Annotated in this window: 23 protein-coding genes, 1 tRNA gene and 1 pseudogene; 12 read left to right on the top strand and 13 right to left on the bottom strand. The window is 66.9% G+C overall.

What is annotated here, in order from left to right; all coding sequences use genetic code 11:
• Positions 1 to 160: 160 nt before the first annotated feature.
• The 3 genes and pseudogenes from J8847_RS24285 to J8847_RS21420 all read right to left on the bottom strand — a co-directional run.
• Positions 161 to 361 (bottom strand): annotated as a pseudogene (locus J8847_RS24285) (DUF1059 domain-containing protein); the annotation flags it as partial.
• A gap of 88 nt (positions 362 to 449) precedes the next feature.
• Positions 450 to 1,298, bottom strand: coding sequence for a DMT family transporter (locus J8847_RS21425; protein ID WP_211526709.1), 849 nt, complete (start codon positions 1,296 to 1,298; stop codon positions 450 to 452).
• A gap of 173 nt (positions 1,299 to 1,471) precedes the next feature.
• Positions 1,472 to 1,547, bottom strand: a tRNA-Phe gene (locus J8847_RS21420).
• Between the two features lie 130 nt (positions 1,548 to 1,677).
• On the opposite strand from J8847_RS21420, the gene J8847_RS21415 reads away from it, so the two are divergent.
• The 7 genes from J8847_RS21415 (at position 1,678) to J8847_RS21385 (ending at position 10,259) form a co-directional block, all read left to right on the top strand.
• Entirely contained in the window at positions 1,678 to 2,913 is a 1,236-nt protein-coding gene (locus tag J8847_RS21415; protein ID WP_211526708.1) for an FAD-dependent monooxygenase, read from the top strand.
• Between the two features lie 9 nt (positions 2,914 to 2,922).
• The gene (locus J8847_RS21410; protein WP_211526707.1) at positions 2,923 to 3,648 is read left to right on the top strand and encodes a DsbC family protein; all 726 of its coding nucleotides are present in this window, start codon (positions 2,923 to 2,925) and stop codon (positions 3,646 to 3,648) included.
• 126 nt (positions 3,649 to 3,774) lie between these two features.
• Positions 3,775 to 4,233 (top strand): (2Fe-2S)-binding protein, encoded by a 459-nt coding sequence (locus J8847_RS21405; RefSeq protein WP_211526706.1) that lies wholly within the window; start codon positions 3,775 to 3,777, stop codon positions 4,231 to 4,233.
• Between the two features lie 10 nt (positions 4,234 to 4,243).
• A complete protein-coding gene (locus J8847_RS21400) occupies positions 4,244 to 6,451 on the top strand; it encodes a xanthine dehydrogenase family protein molybdopterin-binding subunit (RefSeq protein ID WP_211526705.1) in 2,208 nt (735 codons plus the stop codon).
• Positions 6,451 to 7,026, top strand: a complete 576-nt coding sequence (locus J8847_RS21395) for an NTP transferase domain-containing protein (protein WP_211526704.1) — start codon at positions 6,451 to 6,453, stop codon at positions 7,024 to 7,026. Before J8847_RS21400 ends, J8847_RS21395 begins: the two co-directional genes overlap by 1 nt.
• A 68-nt stretch (positions 7,027 to 7,094) precedes the next feature.
• Positions 7,095 to 8,918 (top strand): M61 family metallopeptidase, encoded by a 1,824-nt coding sequence (locus J8847_RS21390; protein ID WP_211526703.1) that lies wholly within the window; start codon positions 7,095 to 7,097, stop codon positions 8,916 to 8,918.
• A 27-nt stretch (positions 8,919 to 8,945) separates the two neighbouring features.
• Positions 8,946 to 10,259, top strand: a complete 1,314-nt coding sequence (locus J8847_RS21385; RefSeq protein WP_211526702.1) for an amidohydrolase — start codon at positions 8,946 to 8,948, stop codon at positions 10,257 to 10,259.
• Positions 10,260 to 10,265: 6 nt separating this feature from the next.
• On the opposite strand, the gene J8847_RS21380 is transcribed toward J8847_RS21385, so the two are convergent.
• On the bottom strand, positions 10,266 to 10,649 hold the full coding sequence (locus tag J8847_RS21380; protein WP_211526701.1) for a Fur family transcriptional regulator: 384 nt from the start codon (positions 10,647 to 10,649) through the stop codon (positions 10,266 to 10,268).
• 127 nt (positions 10,650 to 10,776) lie between these two features.
• Between J8847_RS21380 and J8847_RS21375 the strand changes: the two genes are divergently transcribed.
• Entirely contained in the window at positions 10,777 to 12,849 is a 2,073-nt protein-coding gene (locus J8847_RS21375; protein WP_211526700.1) for a TonB-dependent receptor domain-containing protein, read from the top strand.
• Between the two features lie 43 nt (positions 12,850 to 12,892).
• A complete protein-coding gene (locus J8847_RS21370; RefSeq protein WP_211526699.1) occupies positions 12,893 to 13,309 on the top strand; it encodes a MerC domain-containing protein in 417 nt (138 codons plus the stop codon).
• Positions 13,310 to 13,315: 6 nt separating this feature from the next.
• On the opposite strand, the gene trpC is transcribed toward J8847_RS21370, so the two are convergent.
• The 7 genes from trpC to rpe form a co-directional block, all read right to left on the bottom strand.
• On the bottom strand, positions 13,316 to 14,116 hold the full coding sequence (trpC, locus tag J8847_RS21365) for an indole-3-glycerol phosphate synthase TrpC (RefSeq protein ID WP_211526698.1): 801 nt from the start codon (positions 14,114 to 14,116) through the stop codon (positions 13,316 to 13,318).
• Positions 14,117 to 14,125: 9 nt separating this feature from the next.
• Complete coding sequence (locus J8847_RS21360) at positions 14,126 to 14,764, bottom strand: LysE family translocator (RefSeq protein WP_211526697.1); 639 nt, start codon at positions 14,762 to 14,764, stop codon at positions 14,126 to 14,128.
• Positions 14,764 to 15,801, bottom strand: a complete 1,038-nt coding sequence (gene trpD, locus J8847_RS21355; RefSeq protein ID WP_211526696.1) for an anthranilate phosphoribosyltransferase — start codon at positions 15,799 to 15,801, stop codon at positions 14,764 to 14,766. Before trpD ends, J8847_RS21360 begins: the two co-directional genes overlap by 1 nt.
• Positions 15,802 to 15,969: 168 nt before the next feature.
• The gene (locus J8847_RS21350) at positions 15,970 to 16,533 is read right to left on the bottom strand and encodes an aminodeoxychorismate/anthranilate synthase component II (protein ID WP_211526695.1); all 564 of its coding nucleotides are present in this window, start codon (positions 16,531 to 16,533) and stop codon (positions 15,970 to 15,972) included.
• 1 nt (position 16,534) lies between these two features.
• Complete coding sequence (trpE, locus tag J8847_RS21345; RefSeq protein ID WP_211526694.1) at positions 16,535 to 18,031, bottom strand: anthranilate synthase component I; 1,497 nt, start codon at positions 18,029 to 18,031, stop codon at positions 16,535 to 16,537.
• A 194-nt stretch (positions 18,032 to 18,225) separates the two neighbouring features.
• The gene (locus tag J8847_RS21340) at positions 18,226 to 18,924 is read right to left on the bottom strand and encodes a phosphoglycolate phosphatase (RefSeq protein ID WP_211526693.1); all 699 of its coding nucleotides are present in this window, start codon (positions 18,922 to 18,924) and stop codon (positions 18,226 to 18,228) included.
• A gap of 2 nt (positions 18,925 to 18,926) precedes the next feature.
• The gene (rpe, locus tag J8847_RS21335; RefSeq protein WP_036205697.1) at positions 18,927 to 19,598 is read right to left on the bottom strand and encodes a ribulose-phosphate 3-epimerase; all 672 of its coding nucleotides are present in this window, start codon (positions 19,596 to 19,598) and stop codon (positions 18,927 to 18,929) included.
• A gap of 155 nt (positions 19,599 to 19,753) precedes the next feature.
• Between rpe and apaG the strand changes: the two genes are divergently transcribed.
• Positions 19,754 to 20,128, top strand: a complete 375-nt coding sequence (apaG, locus tag J8847_RS21330; RefSeq protein WP_211526692.1) for a Co2+/Mg2+ efflux protein ApaG — start codon at positions 19,754 to 19,756, stop codon at positions 20,126 to 20,128.
• Here the strand turns inward: apaG and J8847_RS24545 are convergent, their stop codons facing one another.
• Positions 20,129 to 20,401 carry a hypothetical protein gene (locus tag J8847_RS24545; RefSeq protein ID WP_373888844.1) on the bottom strand — a complete coding sequence of 91 codons (273 nt, stop codon included), beginning with the start codon at positions 20,399 to 20,401 and terminating at the stop codon, positions 20,129 to 20,131.
• Between J8847_RS24545 and J8847_RS21325 the strand changes: the two genes are divergently transcribed.
• Entirely contained in the window at positions 20,310 to 21,515 is a 1,206-nt protein-coding gene (locus tag J8847_RS21325) for a murein transglycosylase A (RefSeq protein WP_373888843.1), read from the top strand. The two genes, J8847_RS24545 and J8847_RS21325, sit on opposite strands and share 92 nt — an antisense overlap.
• 28 nt (positions 21,516 to 21,543) lie before the next feature.
• On the opposite strand, the gene J8847_RS21320 is transcribed toward J8847_RS21325, so the two are convergent.
• Positions 21,544 to 22,761, bottom strand: a complete 1,218-nt coding sequence (locus J8847_RS21320; RefSeq protein ID WP_211526690.1) for an MFS transporter — start codon at positions 22,759 to 22,761, stop codon at positions 21,544 to 21,546.
• 149 nt (positions 22,762 to 22,910) lie between these two features.
• On the opposite strand from J8847_RS21320, the gene J8847_RS21315 reads away from it, so the two are divergent.
• The gene (locus tag J8847_RS21315; RefSeq protein ID WP_211526689.1) at positions 22,911 to 23,690 is read left to right on the top strand and encodes an enoyl-CoA hydratase; all 780 of its coding nucleotides are present in this window, start codon (positions 22,911 to 22,913) and stop codon (positions 23,688 to 23,690) included.
• Positions 23,691 to 23,777 lie beyond the last annotated feature (87 nt).

Genomic DNA, 23,777 nt, shown 5'->3' with positions numbered 1-23,777 from the left:
GGGGGGGGGGGGGGGGGGGGGGGGGGGGCGCCCCCCCCCCCCCCCGCCCGCCCCGCGCCCCCCCCCCCCCCCCGGGGGGGGGGTTTTTTTCCCCCCCCCCCCCCCCCCCCCCCGGGGGGGGGGGGGGGCGGGCGCGGCCCCCGCCCGCCTGGCCGGGCATCGGCGGATGCTCGGGCGGCGTGCCGTCCTTGAACAGCTGCCGCAGCTGCTGGCGCAGTTCCGGCGAATCGCTGTGATGATGCACCGACACCGCGTGTTCCACCGCGGCCTGTAACAGCTCTTCTTCGCTGTCGGCCGCGATGGCGACCGTGCACCCCATATCGCTCGGGAATTCCCGGCAATCGATGAGTTTGCGCGTCATGATCGACTCCTTCACTGGACAAGAGCGGGGACGGTCCCCGCTATTTTCAGTATAGGCAAACGGCGCCGCGTGCACCGGCAAACATGGCTCAGGCCTGGCCGCGCTGGCCGGCCAGGACCACCAGCGCAATGCCGCCCAGGATCGCGACCGATGCGGCCAGCAGCCGCAGCGTAACAGGCTCGTCCAGCAAGACAACGCCACCCAACCCTGCAAGCACGGGAACGCTCAGTTGCACCGCGGCTGCGGTCGTCGATCTCAGGGAAGGCAAGGCCGCATACCAGATGGCGTAACCGACGCCGGAGGTGAGGGCGCCGGACAGGAAGGCGTACCAGCTCCCGGCCGGGTCGAAGGCGGCGCCGCGCAGCAGCAGCAAACTCAAGCCAAGCGCCATCGGGACGGAACGCAGGAAGTTTCCCGCCGTGACCTGGAGAGGGTCACCCGTGCCCTTGCCGCGCACCGAATACACGCCCCAGGCGGCGCCGGCGCCCAGCATGAGCAGGGCGCCCGTCAATGGCGGTGCGGACAAGCCGGGCAGCAGCAGTCCGGCCAGGCCGGCGCTGGCCAGCAGCAGACCCGCGAGCCGGGCGCCGCGCAGGCGCTCGCCCGACCGGAGACCGTGGGCGATCATCGTGGTCTGGACCGCGCCAAACAGGATCAGGGCGCCGGCTGCGGCGGACAGCTGGAGGTAGGCGAAGGAAAAGCCGGCCGCATAGGCGAACAGCGCCAGCGCGGACAGCCAGTTGCCCCTGCCGGCCCGGGCGCCGCCGCGCAGCCATACCAGCACCCATAGCACGAGCGCGCCCGAGAGCAGGCGCACGCTCGTGAAGCTGGCGGCATCGATGTGGGTGCGGGACAGCGCGGCCCGGCAAAGCAGGGAATTTCCTGCGAATGCGACCAGCGCCAGGATCGTCAGGACCACGATGCGCGCATACGGCATGGAACGATCTCCCGAGAGCAACAGATGAAGGGCTATCCTACATGTTGCAGTTAGCTATTGCTATATGCGCAAGATTGCCGCCGATCCGCGGGCATTGCATTGGGAACCGAAAAGGGGAGAGGTGCTGGAAAGCAAAAACGCCGACCTGGGAGGATCGGCGTTTCTTGAATTCTTGGTGGCCCGGGGCGGAATCGAACCACCGACACAAGGATTTTCAATCCTCTGCTCTACCAACTGAGCTACCAGGCCAAGAGAGGCATGATTATAGCCAGGGATTTTCAGCTTCGCAAGCCCCCGGCATGCCGAAATGCATGCTTGTCTGATAAAAGCGGTCGCGCAGCAGTCCGGCGCACCCTTGCCATCTCGTTATAATGTCTTCATGACCACGTCCATCACCACTACGTTCAAGACCGACGTCTGCATCGTCGGCAACGGCGCCATCGCCAAGACCGCCGCCCTCGGCTTCGCCCAGGCCGGGCACAGCGTGACCCTGCTGGTCCCGCCCGCGCGCCCTGCGCCGGAAACGGCGGCCGGCGTCTCCTCGGCCGCCGACAAGCCCTGGGACGTGCGTGTTTACGCGCTCAACCACACGGCGCACAGCCTGCTGGCCTCGCTGAAGGTCTGGGGCGCGCTCGACCTGGCGCGGGTGCAGGCGGTGGACGCGATGGATATCCGCGGCGACGGCGAGCAGGGCGGCAACCTGGGCTTCGACGCCTTCGGCGCCCACGTCGGCACCCTGGCCTGGATCGTCGAGGACAGCAACCTGAACCAGGCGCTGGATGCGGCGATCAAGTTTTCCCACAACGTGCACGTGGTCAGCGGCTGCGCCGTCGACCTGAGCTGCGGCGAACTGGGCGCCGGGGTGCGCCTGGAAGACGGCCGCAAGATCGACTGCGAACTGGTGGTCGGGGCGGACGGACGCGAATCCTGGGTGCGCGGGCAGTGCGACATCGGCGTCGACTACCGCATGTACCACCAGCGCGCCATCGTCACCAATTTCGCCTGCGACAAGCCGCACCATGGCGTGGCCTACCAGTGGTTCACCTGCGCCGACGGCATCATCGCGCTGCTGCCGCTGCCGGGCAAGCGCGTGTCGCTGGTCTGGTCGGCGCCCGAGACCCTGGCCGAGACCTTGATGGACGAATCGCTCGGCGAGCTGGCGATCCGCCTGGCCGAATACGCCGAGGACAAGCTGGGCGCCCTGCGCCCCCTGCAGCCGGAGGACGTCAAGGCGGTGCCGCTGGCGCTGGTGCGCCCGCACGCCATCACCGCCCCGCGCGTGGCCCTGGTCGGGGACGCGGCCCACGCCGTGCACCCGCTGGCAGGCCACGGCATGAACCTGGGCTTCGCCGACCTGGTCGACCTGCTCGACGCCATCAAGGAGCGCGAGGACCGCCGCGGCATCGCCGACGAACGGGTGCTGGCGCGCTACGCCCGCAAGCGCAAGGAAGACGTGCTGCTGATGCAGATCGCGACCGACGGGCTCGAACGTTTGTTCGGCGCCAATCTCGAACCCCTGCGCGTGGTGCGCAATTTCGGATTAAACTTGCTCGATAAATTGCCATCGGTAAAGCGACGCCTGATGGCGCACGCCATGGGCAAGTCCACACTCTAAGGAACGAACATGTTGAAAACCAAGCTCGCCGTCCTGCTGGCGACGGGGCTGATGGCATCCTGCGTCGATGCGCAGAACACGGTCGAGGCCAATATCAAGAAGGCGCTCGAGCCGCGCCTGGGCGGCGCCAAGATCGAAGCGGTCAAGGAAACGCCCTACGCCGGCCTGTACGAAGTGCGGGTGGCGGGCGACATCCTGTACACCGATAAGAAGGGCGAGTACCTATTCATCGGCCATGTCTACGACGCCAAGTCCTCGCGCAACCTGACGCGCGAGCGCATCGACGACATCAACAAGATCAAGTTCAACGAGCTGCCGCTGGAAATGGCGATGAAGCAGGTCAAGGGCAACGGCAAGCGCGTGATCGCCGTGTTCGAGGACCCGAACTGCGGCTACTGCAAGCGCCTGCGCCAGACCACGCTCAAGGAGCTCGACAACGTCACCATCTACACCTTCATGTACAACATCCTGTCCGAGGATTCGTTCGTGAAGTCGAAGAACATCTGGTGCGCGCCGAACCGCGTCAAGGCCTGGGATGACTGGATGATCAACGGCAAGGTCCCGCCGGCCGCCCCGGCCGCCTGCGAGACCCCGAACGACAAGATCGTCGCCCTGGGACAGAAGCTGAAGATCACGGGTACCCCCGCGATCTTCTTCACCGACGGCACCCGCATTCCGGGCGCGGTCGACCTGAAGGCGCTGGAATCGAAGCTGTCGTCGCTGGAAGAGAAATAAGCAGTTCCCATGCCGTACACAATTAACGCATGAACGTCGCCCCAGGCTCTGCCGGGGCGATGGTTTTTGAGTGCCGTAACCGTCCATAAGCCGTCAAAACCGCAACACCAAAACAGGGAGCAGTACATGGTCACCTTGAACATCAACGGGCGCGACCTGCAGGTCGACGCCGATCCCTCCACGCCCATCCTCTGGGCGCTGCGCGACAACCTGAACATGACCGGCACCAAGTTCGGCTGCGGCGCCGCCCTGTGTGGCGCCTGCACCGTGCACCTGAACGGCGCGCCGATCCGTTCCTGCATCACCCCGATCTCGGCCGCCACCGGCCAGAAGATCACCACCATCGAAGCGATGGAGAACGACAAGGTCGGCAAGGCGGTGCAGGACGCCTGGGTCAAGCACGACGTGCCGCAGTGCGGCTACTGCCAGAGCGGGCAGGTGATGAGCGCCACCGCGCTGCTGCGCACCAACAAGCGCCCCAGCGACGCCGACATCGACAACGCCATGAGCGGCAACATCTGCCGCTGCGGCACCTACCAACGCATCCGCGCGGCCATCAAGGACGCGGCCAAGACGATCGCCTGAGGAGGCCGCCATGCGCATCGAATGGATCAACCGGGAGGCGCTCCCGCAAGCAGTCACGTCCCGCCGCGGCTTCCTGAAGGCCGGCGCTGCCGCCACCGGCGGCCTGGTGCTGGGCTTCTTCCTGCCCGGCTCGAACAAGTTCGCCCAGGCCGCCGACCCGGCCAAGGTCTACGCCCCGAACGCCTTCCTGCGCGTGGCGCCGGACAACACCATCACCGTGATCGTCAACCGCCTCGAATTCGGCCAGGGCGTGCAGACCTCGCTGCCGATGCTGATCGCCGAGGAGATGGACGCCGACTGGTCGCAGATGCGCGGCGAGCTGGCCCCGGCCGGCGAGGTCTATAAAGACCCGGCTTTCGGCATCCAGATCACCGGCGGCTCCGGCTCGATCAGCCGTTCCTACATCCAGTACCGCGAGATCGGCGCCCGCGCCCGCGCCATGCTGGTGGCGGCAGCCGCCGAGCAGTGGAAGGTGGCGCCGGCCCAGCTGCGCACCGAGAAGGGCATGGTGATCGGCCCGGCCGGCCAGAAGGCCAGCTACGGCGCGCTGGCCGAGGCGGCGATGAAGCAGCCGGTGCCGGCCACCGTTACGCTCAAGGAACCGAAACAGTTCCGCTACATCGGCAAGCCGACCCGCCGCATCGACGCTCGCGCCAAATCCACCGGCAAGCAGCAGTTCGGCATCGACTTCAAGCCGGCCAACGCCAGGACCGTGCTGGTGGCGCGTCCGCCGGTGTTCGGCGCCAAGGTGGCGCGCGTGGACGCGGCCGCGGCGCGCGCTGTCAAGGGCGTGATCGACGTGTTCGAAGTGGACCTGGACCGCGGCGCGCGCGGCGTGGCCGTGGTGGCCGAGGGCTACTGGCCCGCCAAGCAGGGCCGCGACGCGCTGAAGGTCGACTGGGACGACGCGGCGGTCGAGAAGCTCAGCTCCGACAAGCAGCTGGCCGAGTACCTTGCCCTGGCCAAGGCCGAGGGCGGCGCCGTGGCGCGCCAGGCCGACGTATCGAAGCTGGCCGCCAGCGCCCAGCGCATCTCGGCCATCTACGAATTCCCCTACCTGGCGCACGCGCCGATGGAGCCGCTCAACTGCGTGGTCGAGCTCAAGGGCGATGCCTGCACCATCTGGGCCGGCACCCAGTTCCAGACCGTGGACCAGCAGGTCGCCGCCAAGATCCTGGGCATCAAGCCGGAACAGGTGACGATCAACACCATGACGGCGGGCGGCGGCTTCGGCCGGCGCGCGGTGCCGAACTCGGACTGGATCGGCGACACCGTGCGCGTGGCCAAAGAATGGCGCGCGAAGGGCCATGCGGAGCCGGTCAAGCTGGTGTGGAGCCGCGAAGACGACATCAAGGCCGGCTACTACCGCCCGGCCTATGTGCACCGCGCGGAGATCGGCCTGGACGCCAAGGGCGAGATCCTGGCCTGGGACCACAAGATCGTCGGCCAGTCGATCATGGACGGCACCCTGTTCGCGCCGATGATGATCAAGAACGGCGTGGACGGCACCACGATCGAAGGCATGGGCGAACCCTATGCGGTGCCGATGCAGCTTACCGTGCACGCGGTGAAGGCCAACGTGCCGGTGCTGTGGTGGCGCTCGGTGGGCTCGACCCACACCGCCTTCGTGATGGAGACGCTGATCGACGAGGCGGCCCACCTGGCGAAGATGGACCCGGTGGCCTACCGCAAGAAGCTGATGGGCGAGAAGCACGTGCGCCACCTGGCCGCGCTCGACCTGGCGGTCGCCAAGTCCGGCTACGGCAAGAAGACCCTGCCGAAAGGCCGCGCCTGGGGCGTGGCGGTGCACGAGTCCTTCAACACCGTGGTCGCCTACGTGGTCGAGGCCTCGATCGCCAACGGCGCGCCCAGGCTGCACAAGGTCACCGCCGGCGTGCACTGCAACCAGCCGGTGAATCCGCTGTCGATCGCGGCCCAGGTGGAAGGCGCGGCCCTGATGGGCCTGGGCATGACCCTGCCGAACGCCGCCATCACGCTCAAAGACGGCGTGGTCGAGCAGCAGAACTTCGGCGACTACGCGGTGGCGCGCCTCAGCGACATGCCGCAGGTCGACGTGCACATCGTGCCCTCGAACGACCCGCCGACCGGCCTGGGCGAACCCGGCCTGCCGCCGCTGGCGCCGGCGCTGGCCAATGCCGTGTTCCGCCTGACCGGCAAGCGCCTGCGCAAGCTGCCTTTCGACCTCACGGCCGCCTGATGGGTGAGTGGGCCGGCATCCTGCTTGCCGCCGGCCGGGGGCGCCGCTTCGACCCGGGCGGCGTCCGCAACAAGCTGCTGCAGCGCCTGCCCGGCGGCGAACTGGTCGTCGCCGCCAGCGCGCGCCGCCTGCTTTCCGTCTTTCCTCGCGTGATCGCGGTCGTGCCGCCGGACGATGGCGGCGTGGCCGATGCGCTGCGCGCGCTCGGCTGCGAAGTCACGGCCTGTCCCGATGCCGACAGCGGCATGGGCCGCTCGCTGGCCCACGCCATCCGCCATTCCCTGCCGGCCGGCGGCTGGCTGGTGGCGCTGGGCGACATGCCCTTTGTCCGGGAATCGACCCTGCAAGCCCTGCGCCGTGCGCTCGACGAAGGCGCGGGTATCGCGGCGCCCGTGTTCGAGGGCCGGCGCGGCAATCCGGTGGCCTTCGGCGCCCTGCATCTCGACGCGCTGCTGGCGTCCAGCGGCGACCAGGGCGCGCGCCGCCTGCTGGCGTTCCACCCCGTCACCGAGGTGGCGGTGAGCGATCCGGGCATCCTGCGTGATATCGACAGTCCGGCCGACCTGGCGTCCTGACGGTTTTGCTGTATGCATGGGAATCCGATTACACTAGGTAAAAAATCGGCGCGAGAGCATTCTCCATCATGAAAAAAACATCCCAGAAAAAGCAGCCCGCAATCCAGTACACCATCGTCCCCAAGGACCTGGCCGGCCACCTGTTCAACGTGACCCTCACGGTCGCGGCCCCCGATCCGGAAGGGCAGGTGTTCGCGCTGCCGGCCTGGATCCCGGGCAGCTACATGATCCGCGAATTCGCCCGCAACATCGTGCGCATCCGCGCCGAAGCCGGCGGCGTGGCGGTGGCGCTCACCAAGCTGGACAAGCATAGCTGGCGCGCCGCGCCGTCCGCCGGCCCCTTGAGCGTGCACTACGAGGTCTACGCCTGGGACCTGTCGGTGCGCGCCGCCCACCTCGACCAGACCCATGGCTTCTTCAACGGCACCAGCGTGTTCCTGCGCGCGGTGGGCCAGGAAGAGACGCCGCACGTGGCCGACATCCAGCGCCCCGCCGACCCGGCGGCCAGGACCTGGCGCGTGGCCACCGCGATGCGCGAGCTGGGCGCCAAGCGCTACGGCTTCGGCACCTATGTGGCGGCCAACTACGACGAGCTGATCGACCATCCGGTCGAGATGGGCGACTTCGAGCTGGCCACCTTCAAGGCGCACGGCATCCCGCACGACATCGTGATCACCGGCCGCGTGCCCAACCTGGACATGGCGCGCCTGCAGGCCGACCTGAAGGCCATCTGCGAAACCCAGATCGCCTTCTTCGAGCCGAAATCGAAGAAGGCGCCGATGGAGCGCTACGTGTTCATGACCATGGCGGTGGGCGACGGCTACGGCGGCCTGGAGCACCGCGCCTCGACCGCGCTGATCTGCGCGCGCGCCGACCTGCCCAGCACCGCCACGCCCAAAAGCGCCGAGCCGAACGAGGGCTACCTGCGCTTCCTGGGCCTGTGCAGCCATGAATACTTCCATACCTGGAACGTCAAGCGCATCAAGCCGGCGGTGTTCGCGCCCTACGACCTGCAGGTCGAGAACTACACCCCGCTCCTGTGGCTGTTCGAAGGCTTCACCAGCTACTACGACGACCTGATGCTGGTGCGCAGCGGGATCATCGGCGAGGCGACCTATTTCAAGCTGCTGGCCAAGACCATCGGCGGCGTGCTGCGCGGCAGCGGCCGCACCAAGCAGAGCGTGGCCGAATCGAGCTTCGACGCCTGGAGCAAGTACTACCGCCAGGACGAGAACTCGGCCAACGCCATCATCAGCTACTACACCAAGGGTTCGCTGATCGCACTGGCCTTCGACCTGACCATCCGCGCCAAGACCAATGGCGCCAAGTCGCTGGACGACGTGATGCTGGCCCTGTGGGAACGCTACGGCCGCGATTTCTACCCGTCCGTGGGCCGCGGCGTGACCGAAGCGGAAGTCGAGGCGCTGTTCGACGAGGCCAGCGGCCTGAAACTGAAGAGCATGTTCGAGCGCTACGTGCGCGGACTCGAGGACCTGCCGCTGGCCAAGCTGTATGCGCCGCTGGGCGTCAAGCTGGTGGACGAGCGCAAGAACGGCAAGCCTTCGCTGGACGCCGGCATCGGCCGCGATCCGCTGGGCGCCAAGCTGACCCAGGTGCACGAGGGCGGACCCGCCCACCAGGCCGGCCTGTCGGCGCTGGACGTCGTGATCGCCATCGATGGCCTGCGCGTGAGCGGCAATCCGCCTAACGTCGATGCGCTGCTTTCCCGCTACCGGGTGGGCGACAAGGTGACCGTGCACGCTTTCCGCCGCGACGAACTGATGAGCTTCGAGCTCACCCTGCAGGGCGACCGCGTGCCGGGCATCAGCCTGGCGCAGGCGGTGGCCGGCAAGAAGTCCGCGGCCGCCATCAAGCGCCCCAGCGCAGTGTAATCCTCCACTTCACGACCAGAGGCTGACTTGACCCCGACCCGCATCGCCGCCGCCGCCATCCTCGCCTTGTCCATCCTGCCGGCCCAGGCCCAGCAGGCCGCCCCGCTCAAGGGCGAGGTCGCCGCCCGCGTCAACGCCATGTACCCCTGGCTCGACACGGTCTACAAGGACTTGCACGCCCATCCGGAGATCGCCTTCCAGGAAGTGCGCACCTCAGGCAAGCTGGCCGCCGAGATGCGCGCCCTCGGCTTCGAGGTGACCGAAAAGGTGGGCAAGACTGGCGTGGTCGCGGTCCTGCGCAACGGCAAGGGCCCGACGGTCCTGGTGCGCACCGACATGGACGGCCTGCCGATGGAAGAGAAGACCGGCCTGCCGTATGCGAGCCGCGCCAAGGCGGTGAGCGGCGGCCGCGAAAGCTTCGTCACCCACAGCTGCGGCCACGACATCCACATGGCGAGCTGGCTGGGCGCGGCGCGCACCCTGGTGGAGCTGAAATCGCAATGGAAGGGCACCCTGGTGTTCATCGGCCAGCCGGCCGAGGAGATCGTCTCCGGCGCCAGGGCGATGCTGGACGACGGCCTGTTCAAGCGCTTCCCCAAGCCCGACTACGCCTTCGCCCTGCATTCCTGGCCGCTGGCGCACGGCACCGTGGGCTTCAACGACGGCCCGGTCTCGTCCAACTCGGACGCGCTCGAGATCGTGTTCAAGGGCCGCGGCGGCCACGGCTCGGCGCCGGACAAGACCATCGACCCGATCGCCATCGCCGCGCGCTTCGTGGTGGACGTGCAGACCGTGGTCAGCCGCGAGAAGGACCCCAAGGAATTCGGCGTCGTGACCATCGGCGCGATCCAGGGCGGCACGGTGGGCAACATCATCCCCGACAGCGTGCAGGTGCGCGGCACCATTCGCTCCTACAGCCCGCAGGTGCGCGCCAAGCTGCTGGAAGGCGTGCGCCGCATCGCCAATGCTTCCGCCGCGATGGCCGGCGCCCCGGCGCCCGACGTGCAGGTGGGCGGAGGCGGCGCGGCCATCGTCAACAGCACGGATCTGGTGAACCGGACCGAAGCCGTGTTCAAGGACGCCTTCGGCGCCGCCAACGCGCAGCGCATGCCGGCCATGACGGCCAGCGAGGACTTTTCGATGTTCGTGAACGAGGGCGTGCCCTCGATGTTCTTCTTCACCGGCGTCTACGATCCGAAGACAGTGGCGGAGGCGGAGCGCCCGGGCGGCAAGCCGATCGCCTTCAACCACTCGCCGTTCTACGCGCCGGTGCCGGAACCCTCGATCAAGACCGCCGCCCAGGCCATGAGCCTGGCGGTGCTGAACGTGCTCGGCAAATAAGAAGGGTCAGCCGGCCTTCAGGCAGTCGGCGCAGCGGCCGTAGAGCGTCAGTTCATGGCGCTCGACGCTGAAGCCTTTCGGCGCCATGTGCTCGATGTCGCCGGGGCAGGCGTGCACGTCGAACACGCGCTGGCACTGGGTGCACTGGAAGTGATGGTGGTGGTGGTCGGCCGCCGTCGTCGATTCGTAGCGCGCGCTTTCGCCCGGCAGGGTCACCACCTTCAGCGCGCCATCGTCGACCAGGGACTTCAGGTTGCGGTACACGGTCGCCATGCCCAGCTGGCTCACGTCGCGGCTGGCCTCGGCAAGGACTTCCTGAGGAGAGAGCGGACGGCGCGCATGCTCGATCGCATGCAGGATGGCGGTTTTTTGACGTGTATTGCGTTGCATAACGCGAAGAATACCTGAAGGAGTGCGCACGGACCAGTAAAGACTTGAGCTCTTAATGATAATGCCTTATCATTAGCCACTAATGATAATGACTTATCATTATTCTACATCATCAAAGGAATAGCTCATGTCTGTCCGTACCTGCAAACGCACCCCGCTCACGCTCGCCCTCATGCTGGCCTTCCCGCTGGCGGCCCAGGCCCAGTCGGCCCAGGATCGTTTGCATTCCAAGGATCCGGACAGCATCCCGACCGTGGTGGTGTCGGCCAGCGCGCTGGGCGTGGTGAGCGACGACATGATCACCCCGGTCAACGCGCTCGGCGGCGCCGAACTGGTGCGCGCGCGCGAATCGACGCTGGGCGAGACCCTGGCCAACCAGCCGGGCATCACCTCCAGCCACTTCGGCGCCGGCGCCAGCCGCCCGGTGATCCGCGGCATGGACGGCCCGCGCGTGAAGATCCTGTCGGACGGCGCGGAAGTGCAGGACGCCTCCACCATCAGCCCCGACCACGCGATCGCCTTCGAACCGGTCCTGGCCGAGCGCATCGAAGTGCTGCGCGGCCCCTCGGCCCTGGCCTATGGCGGCGGCGCGGTGGGCGGCGTGGTGAACATCCTGGACCGCAAGATCCCGACCGAGATGCCGTCCAAGGCGGTCGAGGGCAGCATGGAATTGCGCGGCAATTCCGCCGCGCACGAGCGTACCGGCGCATTTGAAGTGACCAGCGGCGCCGGCAACATCGCCGTGCACGCCGAAGGCGTCAAGCGCGACGCCGACCCCTACCGCGTCGGCAGCGGCTGGGCCGAAGGCAAACGCGTGGGCGGCAGCTTCAAGAACACCGAGTCCGGCACCGTCGGCCTGTCCTGGATCGGCGCACACGGCTACCTGGGCGCGGCCTTCACCAAGGAACGCACCGAATACGGCATTCCCGGCCACGGCCACGAATTCGAGAGCTGCCACCCGCACGGCGCCCAGCTGCACTGCGGCAGCCATGAAGAGGAAGGCGAAGAGGACCACGAGCACGAGCACGAACACGGCAGCGAGGAAGTCCCGGTCGTGCGCATGAACAGCGACCGCTGGGACATCCGCGGCGAATACCGCAACCCGGTGGCCGGCATCGACAAGATCCGCATGCGCGCCTCGCTCACCGACTACCAGCACGACGAGCTGGAAGAGGGCCAGGTCGCGACTTCCTTCCTGAACAAGGGCCGCGACCTGCGCGTCGAAGCCGTGCATGCGCCGCTGGCAGGCTGGCGCGGCGTGGCCGGCGCCCAGACCAGCAAGCGAGACTTCAGCGCGCTTGGCGACGAAGCCTATGTGCCGTCCAGCGTCACCAAGAAGCATGCGGTATTCGTGACCGAGGAATACAAGCTGGACGCCTGGCGCTTCGAAGCCGCCGCGCGCCACGAATGGCAGGACATCGACGTCGCCGGCGCCCTGCGCGACCACGAATCCAAGGGCACCTCGGTCTCGGTCGGCGCCGTCTGGAAGCTGGGCAAGGATTATTCGCTGCGCAGCTCGCTGTCGCGCAGCCACCGCCTGCCCACCGCCGAAGAGCTGTACGCGGACGGCGTGCACCTGGCCACCAGCACCTTCGAGCTCGGCAACCAGGACCTGAAAAAGGAAACCTCGAACAATCTCGACCTCACCTTCCGCAAGTTCGAGGGCGACACCACCTGGTCGGTGAGCGCCTTCCGCAACCGCGTCAAGAACTACATCTACGCCCACACGCTGGACGATGTCGAGGGCTTCCAGCTGGTCGAGTACGCCCAGCGCGACGCCACCTTCACCGGCCTGGAAGGGGAACTGCGCCACAAGTTCTCGCCGCTGCTCAGCGCCACCGTGTTCGGCGACTACGTGCGCGCCAAGTTCGACGGCGGCGCCGGCAACCTGCCGCGCATTCCGGCGCACCGCGTCGGCGTGAAGCTCGACGGCGAGTGGAAGCGCTGGCACGGTCTGGTCGAGTTCTACCGCGTGAGCCGGCAGGACAAGGTGGCCGACTTCGAGACCGCGACGCCGGGCTACAACATGCTGAACCTGGGCACCCACTACACCACGCGCATCGGCGGCGTGCCGGCCCAGCTCTATGCCCGCATCAACAACGTGACCGATGAGCTGGCGCTCAGCCACACTTCCTTCATCAAGGAAGTGGCGCCTCTCACCGGCCGCAACCTGACCGCGGGCCTGCGCCTGATCTTCTGATCGGCTCAAGCGCGCCAACGTGTTCGACAACCAGGAGAGGGAAATGAAAAGCTTGATCAAGTTCGGCGACTACGCCGGGATGACGGCATCGGCCCTCTGCCTGGTGCATTGCCTCGCGATGCCGCTGCTGATGGCGGCCTTCCCCATGCTGGGGCTGGCGCACGAACACGACAGCTTCCACAACAGCATCCTGGCCGCGGTCAGCGTCCCGGTCCTGCTGTCGCTGCTGCCCGGCTATTTGCGCCACCGCGACCCGGCGGTCCTGGTGCTGGGCTTCCTGGGCCTGGGCAGCTTCCTGGGCGCCGTCTTCATCCTCAGCCCGGTTTATGGCGAAATGGCCGAAGCGGCAGGTGCGGTGCTGAGCGGCGTGCTGCTGCTGACGGCCCACATCCGCAACCGGCGCTTCTGCACCCGCTGCGCATCGAGTGCGCACGCGAAGCCGGCGCACGGCGCCGGCTGAACCACACTATTCGAACAGGCGCTGCAGCTCGCGTCCCGGGTTCTCGGCGCGCATGAAGGCTTCGCCGACCAGGAAGGCATGGACGTTCGCCGCGCGCATGCGTGCCACGTCGTCCGGTCCCAGGATGCCCGATTCGGTCACCACCAGGCGGTCTTGCGGGATGCGGTCGAGCAGGCCCAGGGTGGTGTCGAGCGTGACGTCAAAAGTGCGCAGGTTGCGGTTGTTGATGCCCACCAGCGGCGTGCGCAGCTTCAGGGCCGCGTCCAGTTCCTCGCCGTCGTGCACTTCGACCAGCACGTCCATGCCCAGCTCGAGCGCGCAGGCTTCGAGTTCGGCCATCAGGCCATGGTCGAGAGCCGAGACGATCAGCAGGATCGCATCGGCGCCCATGGCGCGCGCCTCGTACACCTGGTAGAGGTCGACCATGAAGTCCTTGCGCAGCACCGGCAGGGCGCAGGCGGCGCGCGCCTGGCGCAGGTAGTCGGGCGAACCCTGGAAGAACTGCGCGTCGGTCAGCACCGACAGGCAGGCCGCGCCGTGTTCGGCATAGCTCTGTGCGATCGCGGCGGGCTGGAAGTCCGGACGCAGCACGCCTTTGGACGGCGACGCTTTCTTGACCTCGGCGATCACGCCGGCCTGGCCGGCGGCGATTTTCGCGCGCAGGCTGTGCTCGAAGCCACGCAGTGCGCGGCGCGCTTCCTGGTCGCTCTCGACCTCGCTGCGCAGGCTATACAGGTCGCGCTGCTTCTTGGCGGCCGCCACTTCGTCGGCCTTGACGGCCAGGATCTTGTTCAGGATGTCGGACATGGAAAACCTTTAGTGTTGCTTCGAGAGCGCCAGCTTGACGCCGAGCCAGACGAACAGGCCGCCGGTGGCGCGGTTGAGCCACAGGGTGACGGCGGCGGGCGGCTTGAGGCGCGCGCTGGCCTGGGCGGTGAACACGGCCAGCAGGTGGCAATAGAGCGTGCCGTTGATGTTGAAGATGCAGCCCAGGACAATGAAGGCCAGCGCCTTGTTCGGCGCATCGGCCCCGATGAACTGGGGCACGAAGGCCAGGAAGAACAGGGCCACCTTCGGGTTCAGGACATTCGTCAGGAAGCCCTGCGCGAAGATCTTCCGGTAGGGCAGCACAGGCAAGTCCGGGGCCGCTTCCGCCGCCGCGTCGCGCGGCTTGCTGCGCAACAGGCCGAAGGCCATGTAGAGGATGTAGGCGGCGCCCACCAGCTTGACCACGGTGAAGGCGGTGGCCGAGGTCGCGAGTACGGCCGACAGGCCCAGGGCGGCGGCGAAGATGTGCACGAAGGTGCCGGCGCCGATGCCCAGCGCCGCGGCCGAACCGGCGCGCCAGCCCTGGGTGGCGCTGCGGGTCATGATGAGCAGCGAATCCGGGCCCGGCATCAGGTTGAGCATCAGGCCGGCGGCGATGAAGACGCCCAGGTCCTGGATGCCGAACATCAGGCCACCCCGCCGAGCTGGCGGGTGACGCCGACGAACTGGTCAAGCTTGGCCAGCGCCGCGCCGGACGAGATGGCCTCGCGCGCCTTGGCCAGGCCTTCCTCGATGGAAGGCGTGACGCCGGCAGCATACAGCGCGGTGCCGGCGTTTAGGGCCACGATGTCGGTCGCCGGGCCCGGTTCGCCGCGCAGGGCTTCGAGCACGCGGGTCTTCGATTCGTTCTTGTCGGCCACCTTCAGGTTGCGGCTGGAGATCATCTGCATGCCGTAGTCTTCCGGGTGGATTTCGTACTCGCGGATCTCGCCGTCGATCAGCTCGCCGACCAGGGTGCCGGCGCCGAGCGAAACTTCGTCCATGTTGTCGCGGCCCCAGACCACCATCGCATGCTGGGCGCCGAGGCGCTGCAGCACGCGCACCTGGATGCCGACCAGGTCGGGGTGGAACACGCCCATCAGGATATTGGGCGCGCCGGCCGGGTTGGTCAGCGGGCCCAGGATGTTGAAGATGGTGCGCACGCCCATCTCGCGGCGCACCGGCGCGGCGAACTTCATGGCGGCGTGGTGGTTGGGCGCGAACATGAAGCCGATGCCCGTCTGGGCGATCGACTGGGCGATCTGTTCGGGCTTCAGGTCGATGTGGGCCCCCAGGGCCTCGATCACGTCGGCGCTGCCCGAGGACGAGGATACGCTGCGCCCGCCGTGCTTGGCGATGCGCGCGCCGGCGGCGGCGGCCACGAACATCGAGGCGCTGGAAATATTGAAGGTGTTGGCGCCGTCGCCGCCGGTGCCGACGATGTCGAGCAGGTTGGTGGTGTCGGCCATCGGCACCTTGGTCGAGAATTCGCGCATCACCTGGGCGGCGGCGGTGATCTCGCCGATGGTTTCCTTCTTCACGCGCAGGCCCATGGTCAGGGCGGCGATCATGGTGGGGGACATTTCGCCGGACATAATCTGGCGGAACAGGTGCAGCATCTCGTCGTGGAAGATCTCGCGGTGTTCGATGCAGCGCAGCAGGGCTTCTTGTGGGGTGATCGGCATGGCGGGTCCAGTATTCTCTAAGAGTGAACGTCTGCGTTACTCCGTCATCCCGGCGAAGGCCGGGATCCAAGTTTGCGTGCGTAGCGACTGCGCTCGAAGCAGGTGGTGCGCGGCGGACTTGGGTTCCGGCCTTCGCCGGAACGACGGTTCAGGGGCTGGTGGCTCGAATCAGCGCGTCAGGAAATTCTTGAGCAGCGTATGGCCATGCTCGGACAGGATCGACTCGGGATGGAACTGCACCCCTTCGATGTCGAACTCCTTGTGCCGCACACCCATGATCTCGCCGTCGTCGGTCCACGCCGTCACTTCCAGGCAATCCGGCAGCGAGGAGCGCTCGATAGCCAGCGAGTGGTAGCGGATCACCGTAAATGGCGTCGGCAGATCCTTGAACACACCTTCGCCGGTATGCGCGATCAGCGAGGTCTTGCCGTGCATGACCTGCTTGGCGCGGATCACCTTGCCGCCGAACGCTTCGCCGATCGCCTGGTGTCCCAGGCACACGCCCAGGATCGGCAGCTTGCCCTTGAACTCGCGCAGGATGTCCAGCGACAGCCCGGCATCCTTGGGCGCCTTCGGTCCCGGCGAGATGCAGATGCGCTCGGGCCGCATCGCTTCGATCTGCTCCAGCGTGATCTCGTCGTTGCGCACGGTGACCACCTCTTCGCCCAGCTCGCCGAAATACTGGACGATGTTGTAGGTGAACGAGTCGTAGTTATCGATCATCAAAAGCATGTCAGAACTCCCCATCCAGGCCGTCTTGCACCTGCTCGGCCGCACGCAGCACGGCGCGCGCCTTGTTCTCGGTTTCCTGCCATTCCATCTCGGGAATGGAGTCGGCCACGATGCCGGCCGCGGCCTGCACGTAGAGGTTGCCGTCCTTGATCACGCCGGTGCGGATCGCGATCGCGACGTCCATCTCGCCGCCAAAGGACAGGTAGCCGCAGGCGCCGCCGTAGATGCCGCGCTTCACTGGCTCGAGCTCGTCGATCACTTCCATCGCGCGCACTTTCGGCGCGCCGGTCAGGGTGCCGGCCGGGAAGGTGGCGCGCAGCACGTCGAGGTTGGACATGCCGTCCTTCAGCACGCCCTCCACGTTGGAGACGATGTGCTGCACGTGCGAATACTTCTCGATCACCATGCGGTCGGTGACCTTGACGCTGCCGGTCTGGGCGATGCGGCCGATGTCGTTGCGCGCCAGGTCGATCAGCATCACGTGCTCGGCGACTTCCTTCGGATCGGACAGCAGCTCGTCCGCCAGCTCGGCGTCGCGCTCGGGCGTCGAGCCGCGCGGACGCGTTCCCGCGATCGGGCGCAAAGTGACCTTTTTGCCTCCCTCCGGCAAGGCTTCGTTGCGCACCAGGATCTCCGGCGAGGCGCCGACGATCTGCATGTCGCCGAAGTTATAGTAGTACATGTAGGGCGACGGGTTCAGCGAACGCAGCGAGCGGTACAGCGACAGCGGCGAGTCCACGTAGGGCTTGCGGATGCGCTGGCCGATCTGCACCTGCATCAGGTCGCCGGCCATCACGTATTCGTGGGCGCGGGCCACCGCCTTCAGGTAGTCTTCCTTGCTGAAGTCGCGCACGGCTTCGGTGCGCACCGAGCTGGACGTCACCGGCGCATCCACGCTCCGGCGCAGCATCATGCGCAGGTCCTTCAGGCGCTGGCGCGCCTTGGCGTAGGCTTCCGGCTGCGACGGGTCGGCGTAGACGATCAGGTAGAGCTTGCCCGACAGGTTGTCGATCACCGCCAGTTCTTCGGTCAGCATCAGCTGGATGTCCGGCAGGCCCAGTTCATCCGGCGGGCAGCTGTCGGCCAGCTTGCGCTCGATGTGGCGCACGGTGTCGTAGCCGAAGTAGCCGGCCAGGCCGCCGCAGAAGCGCGGCAGGCCGGGGCGCAGCGCCACCTTGAAGCGGCCCTGGTACTGCTCGATGAAGTCGAGCGGATTGCCATCGAAGGTCTCGATCACGTCGCCGCGCTTGACCACCTCGGTGCGCTTGCCGCTGGTACGCACCAGGGTGTGGGCCGGCAGGCCGATGAAGGAGAAGCGGCCGAAACGCTCGCCGCCGACGACCGACTCCAGCAGGAAGGTGTTCTTGCCGGTCTGCTGGGACTGGGCCAGCTTGAGGTAGAGCGTGAGCGGGGTCTCGAGATCGGCGAAGGCTTCGGCGATGAGCGGAATGCGGTTGTAGCCCTGGTTGGCCAGCGATTTGAATTCGAGTTCGGTCATGTTCTTCTCCAGGCCGCCCATGAGGGAAGAGGGCGGTGGTTCACTTCAAAAAACCTGCCGGTGGACGAATGCAGCCGGCAGCAATCAAGACGGGTTCAGTTAGCCCAGGATTGCCAGCGTCGCCACAGCCAGGCCTCAAGGGCGCCGGTCTGGTTGACAGTGTGTTTTTTGGTGAAGAACATGTATAGATAAGTTCAGTTGACGGTGCGATTGTGCGCGATGATCAAAGTTGCCGCATCCAGCAGCGAACTCACTATACCATCAGAATTAATTTCTTGTATAGGCCGTCCGTGGTTATAACCATATGGCACGGTGAGCACATAGCAGCCCGCGGCGCGCGCGCTTTCGGCGTCGTTGGACGAGTCGCCGATGGCCACGACGCTCGACGGCGGCAGGTCCAGCGCGGCGCAGGCCCCCAGCATCGGCATCGGGTCCGGCTTCTTTTTGGCGAAGGAATCGCCGCCGAACACCTGCTCGAAATACGGCGCCAATCCCTTCTGGTCGAGCAGCGGCAGGGTGAAGGCGACCGGCTTGTTGGTCACGCAGACCAGGCGCAGGCCGGCGGCGCGCATCGCTTCCAGGCCTTCGGTCACGCCGTCGAACAGGGTGCTGCGGTCGCCGTTGATGGCCAGGTAGTGGCGCTGGTAGGCGGCCATCGCGTCAGGATGCGCCGCATCCACGCGTTCCGCGTCCCAGTCGAGCAGCAGCGCGTCGCGCACCAGCTTCTCGGAACCCTTGCCCACCATGGGCTTGATGATGGCCTGGGTGATGGGACCCAGGCCGAGCTCTAGACGCATGCCATTCAGGGCCGCCTCGAAATCGGGCACCGTGTCGAGCATGGTGCCGTCCAGGTCGATGATGGCGGCCTTGATCGCCGCTGCGCCGGCGCGCATCCTTATTTACCGACCTTGGCCAGCTCGCCGCGCATGGCGTCGATCACGGCCTTGTAGTCCGGCTTGCCGAAGATGGCCGAGCCGGCGACGAAGGTGTCGGCGCCCGCGGCGGCGGCTTCGGCGATGTTGTCGGCCTTGATGCCGCCATCCACCTCCAGCATGATGTCGCGGCCGGATTCGTCGATCATGCGGCGCGCCATCGCGATCTTCTTCAGCGCCTGCGGGATGAAGGACTGGCCGCCGAAGCCCGGGTTGACCGACATGATCAGGATCATATCGATCTTGTCCATCACGTGCTCCAGGTAGTGCAGCGGGGTGTGCGGGTTGAACACCAGGCCGGCCTTGCAGCCGTTGTCGCGGATCAGCTGCAGGGTGCGGTCGATGTGCTCCGAGGCTTCCGGGTGGAAGGTGATGATGTCGGCGCCGGCCTTGGCGAAGTCCGGGATGATGCGGTCGACTGGCTTGACCATCAGGTGCACGTCGATCGGCACCTGCACGTGCGGACGGATCGCCTGGCATACCAGCGGGCCGATGGTCAGGTTCGGAACGTAGTGGTTGTCCATCACGTCGAAGTGGATGATGTCGGCGCCGGCGGCGACGACATTGCGCACTTCCTCGCCCAGGCGGGCGAAATCGGCGGACAGGATGCTGGGAGCGATGCGATAGGTGGTCATGATGGCAATGCTGGTAAAGGGAAGCCGCTATTTTACGCTGCACCACGGCAAGGCGCAGCGCGCAGGCGACCTGAATCGGCGGCAGGGGGTATGATTGTCGTTTGCGCCACACAGCGCCGCCCTGTAGGGCAAACAGAATTACGCAAGGAAAACCCATGCCTGTTTACGATTTCGCCGTCACCGTCCGAACGCAGTACCTGGAAGACCAGTCCAACCCGGACAAGGACCATTTCGTGTTCGCCTACGCGATCACGATCAAGAACACGGGCGACATCGCCGCGCAGCTGATCTCACGTCACTGGGTGATCACCGATGCCAACAATAAAGTTCAGGAAGTACGGGGACTCGGCGTGGTCGGCCACCAGCCGCTGCTGCAGCCGGGCGAACAGTTCGACTACTCGAGCGGCACCCAGATCGCCACGCCGCAGGGCTCGATGGGCGGCGAATACTTCTGCGTGGCCGAGGACGGCCACCGCTTCGAGGTCACGATTCCCGAGTTCCTGCTCTCGCTGCCGCGCACCTTGCACTGATCAGGAGTCCGTTTTATCGTTGTCGCGGTCGACATCCTTCCTGCCGGCGAACATCGTCCACCAGACGATAAATACAAGCAGGAACAGCGCCACGCCGGCTTCCACCATCAAGATCCACATATCGGTCCTTATGCTTTCGACACGCCGCAGTGTACCCGCTTCGCTTGCTCTCGTCGCCTTCCTGAGCGCCTGTTCGACCACGCCGCAGCCGCCGGCCCCGCCGCAGCCTCCGCAGCCGCCCGTGCCAAGCCCGCCGCCGGGCCAGCCGGACATCAGGATGCCGCCGCCGCTGGGCCCCGTCGTGGTGCCGCCGGTGCAGCCTCCGCCGCCCGCGCCGCCCATGACCCCGGTCGACTTCAGTGCGCTGCCCGGCTGGCAGCAGGATGACCTGCGCCAGGCCTGGCCGGCCTTCATGCAGTCCTGCCGGGTACTGGCGTCGCGCGCCGACTGGGCCGCTCCCTGCGCGGCCGCGCGCACGGTCGACGCCCAGGACGGCGCCGCCATCCGCAGCTATTTCGAGGCGAATTTTGTGCCGAACATGGTGCGCAACCCGGATGGGGCCGACGTCGGCCTGATCACCGGCTATTACGAAGCCATGCTCTACGGCGCCCGCAAGCGCGGGGGCGAGTACCAGACCCCGCTCTACCGCGTGCCGGACGACCTGCTGACCATCGACTTGGGCAGCGTCTACCCGGACCTCAAGGGCCGGCGCCTGCGCGGCCGCCTGCAGGGCAAGACCGTAGTGCCCTACAGCAGCCGCGCCGAGATCGTGCGTGCGCCGCTGGCGGGCAAGGAACTGCTGTGGGTGAACGATCCGGTCGAGGCCTTCTTCCTGGAAGTGCAGGGCTCGGGCCGCGTGCAGCTGGATACCGGCGAAACCGTGCGTGTCGCCTATGGCGACCAGAACGGCCATCCCTACAAAGCCATCGGCCGCTGGTTCGTCGAGCAGGGCATCATGACCGCCGACCAGGTCTCGGCCCAGTCGATCCGCGCCTGGCTGGCCGCCAATCCCGAGCGCCGCCAGGAGCTGTTCAACGTCAATCCCAGCTATATCTTCTTCCGCGAGGAGAAGGTGACGGACCCGAACGTGGGCCCGCGCGGCTCGCTCAATGTCCCCTTGACGCCGGGACGCTCGGTCGCCATCGACAGAACCATCCTGCCGCTGGGCGCGCCGATCTACCTGTCGACCACCTTCCCGAAAGACGGCGCGCCGCTGCAGCGCCTGGTGATGGGCCAGGACACGGGCGGGGCGATCCGCGGCGCGGCGCGCGCCGACTTCTTCTACGGCTTCGGGCCGGAAGCGGTCGAGAACGCGGGCCTGATGAAGCAGCCCGGCCAGCTGTGGGTGCTGCTGCCGAAAGCCGCGCCGGCCCAGGCTGCGCGCTGAATCAGCGAACCTGGCCACGCCGAAGGCTTTACTCTTTCACGCTGCGCAGGCTGGTGCCGTACACCGTGGCAGCAGCCAGGACGATGGCGCCCGCGGCGATGCAGCCCAGGCCTTCGCGCACGCCGAAGCCTTGGCCCAGGGCGCCGGCAAGCAGCGCGCCCAGCGGCGCGGCGGCCACGGTCAGCGCGCGCATGGTGGCCACCATGCGGCCGAGTACCGCGTCCGGCGTCACGCGCTGGCGCAGTGCGATGTAGGGGACGAAGAACAAGGTGGCGCCGCAGTCGATCCAGAACACCACGATCGCGTAGGCCGCGACGGTCCATCCCGCGTCGCCGCCCGGACCCGCGGGGATGGCCGGCACCAGGGCGAAGCCGAGCGCCGACACGCACAGCCCGATCAGGATGCCGCCGCCGGTGCCGAAGCGCCGCGACAAGGGCTTGACCAGCAGCGAGGCCGCCAGCACCCCGGCGCCGCCGAGCATGTTCGCCAGTCCCATGGTTCCTGGCGTCATCCCGAGCACGCGAGTGGCGAACAGCACGTGCAGCGCTGTGTAGCCATAAAAGAGCAGGTGCCAGCAGGCCGACACCCACGCCAGGGTGCGCAATAGCGGCTGGTTCCAGACGAAAGCCAGGCCTTCCTGGATGTCGCGCAGCGGATGCGCCTGCGAAGGCGGCGGTTGCGGTTCGCGCGCCCGGATGCGGCGCAGGTTCAGCAGCGACACCACGAAGCCGGCCACATTGCACAAGATGGCGAGCGGCGCGCCCATCAGCTGCACCAGGCCGCCCGCCATGCCCGGGCCGACCACGCGCGCCGCGGATTCGGTGGAAGCGAACTTGGCCTGGGCGTCGACCAGGCCCTCGCGTCCGACCAGGAAGGTGAGGAAGACCTGCTCGGCGCTGCCGCCCACCACATGGCCGGCGCCGATCACGAAGCCGACCGCGTACAGCCAATGGATGCTGAGCAGGCCGACCCACCAGGCCAGGGGCACGCTGGCAAGGGCGATCGCCACCATCAGGTCGCTGCACATCATGACGGGAAGGCGGCGGCTGCGGTCCAGCAGGACGCCGGAGGGAAGCCCGAACAGCAGGAAGGGGAGGGACTCGAAGGCGGCCAGGGTGCCCATCTGGGCCGGGCTGGCGTGCAGCATCAGGACCGCGCAGATCGGCAGGGCCAGCAGCGTGATCTGGGCGCCGAAATGGGCCAGGATGCTGCTGAACCAGAAGCGGCGGAAGTCGGGGTTGTGCATCACCGAGTCGGCGGCGATGCGCTTCTGCAGCCAGTTCTTGATGGTGTTCTCACACAGATATTGCTGAATTAGTAATCATACCTGTGTTCGGCGCGATCCGAGACGTTACAATCGCGGCCAAACCGTCTAAACCACTGAAGGGATGTCACATGGAATATGCAGATCTGCTGATCGAACAGCACGGCAAGGTCGCCGTGATCCGCCTGAACCGTCCGAAGGCGATGAATGCGCTGAACGACAACATGATGAACGAACTGGGCGACGCGCTGTACAAGTTCGACGCCGACCCGGCCGTGCACGTCATCGTGCTGACCGGCAGCGAGAAGGTCTTCGCCGCCGGCGCGGACATCGCGGCCATGGCGAATTACACCTATGCGGCGGATACCTATCCGGGTAACTATATTGGCCGCAACTGGGAACACATCCTGAACATCCGCAAGCCGGTGATCGGCGTCGTGTCGGGCTACTGCCTGGGCGGCGGCTGCGAGCTGGCCATGATGTGCGACTTCCTGATCGCCGCGGACAGCGCCAAGTTCGGCCAGCCGGAGATCAAGGTCGGCGTCACCCCGGGCGCAGGCGGCACCCAGCGTCTGCCGCGCGCGATCGGCAAGTCGAAGGCCATGGACCTGCTGCTGACCACCCGGATGATCGACGCCGCGGAAGCAGAGCGCACCGGCCTGGTGTCGCGCGTGTACCCGGCCGAGAGCGTGATGGAAGAGGCGCTCAAGGTGGCGCAGGGCATCGCGGATATGCCGGTGTCGGTCGCGATGCAGATCAAGGATTGCGTCAACCAGGCTTACCAGATGCCGCTGACGGAAGCAGTGCGCTATGAGCGCCGCTACTTCCACGCCGGCTTCGGCACCCCGGCGCAGAAAGAGGGCATGTCGGCCTTCCTTGAGAAGCGCAAGCCGAACTTTGAAGGTCTGTGACTGTCTATAGTTAGTGGGGCGTGAGCCCCGGCGCCCCGCGCCCGGCCCCGGGGGGGGGGGCCAAAAAACAACACATGGAAACGTAAT

Origin of the sequence: Massilia sp. AB1 (genome assembly GCF_018119385.1) — a bacterium.
In the GTDB taxonomy this organism is placed as follows: domain Bacteria; phylum Pseudomonadota; class Gammaproteobacteria; order Burkholderiales; family Burkholderiaceae_D; genus Telluria.
Note: the sequence above shows the minus strand (reverse complement) of the source record. Positions and strands in the feature narration are given on the sequence as shown.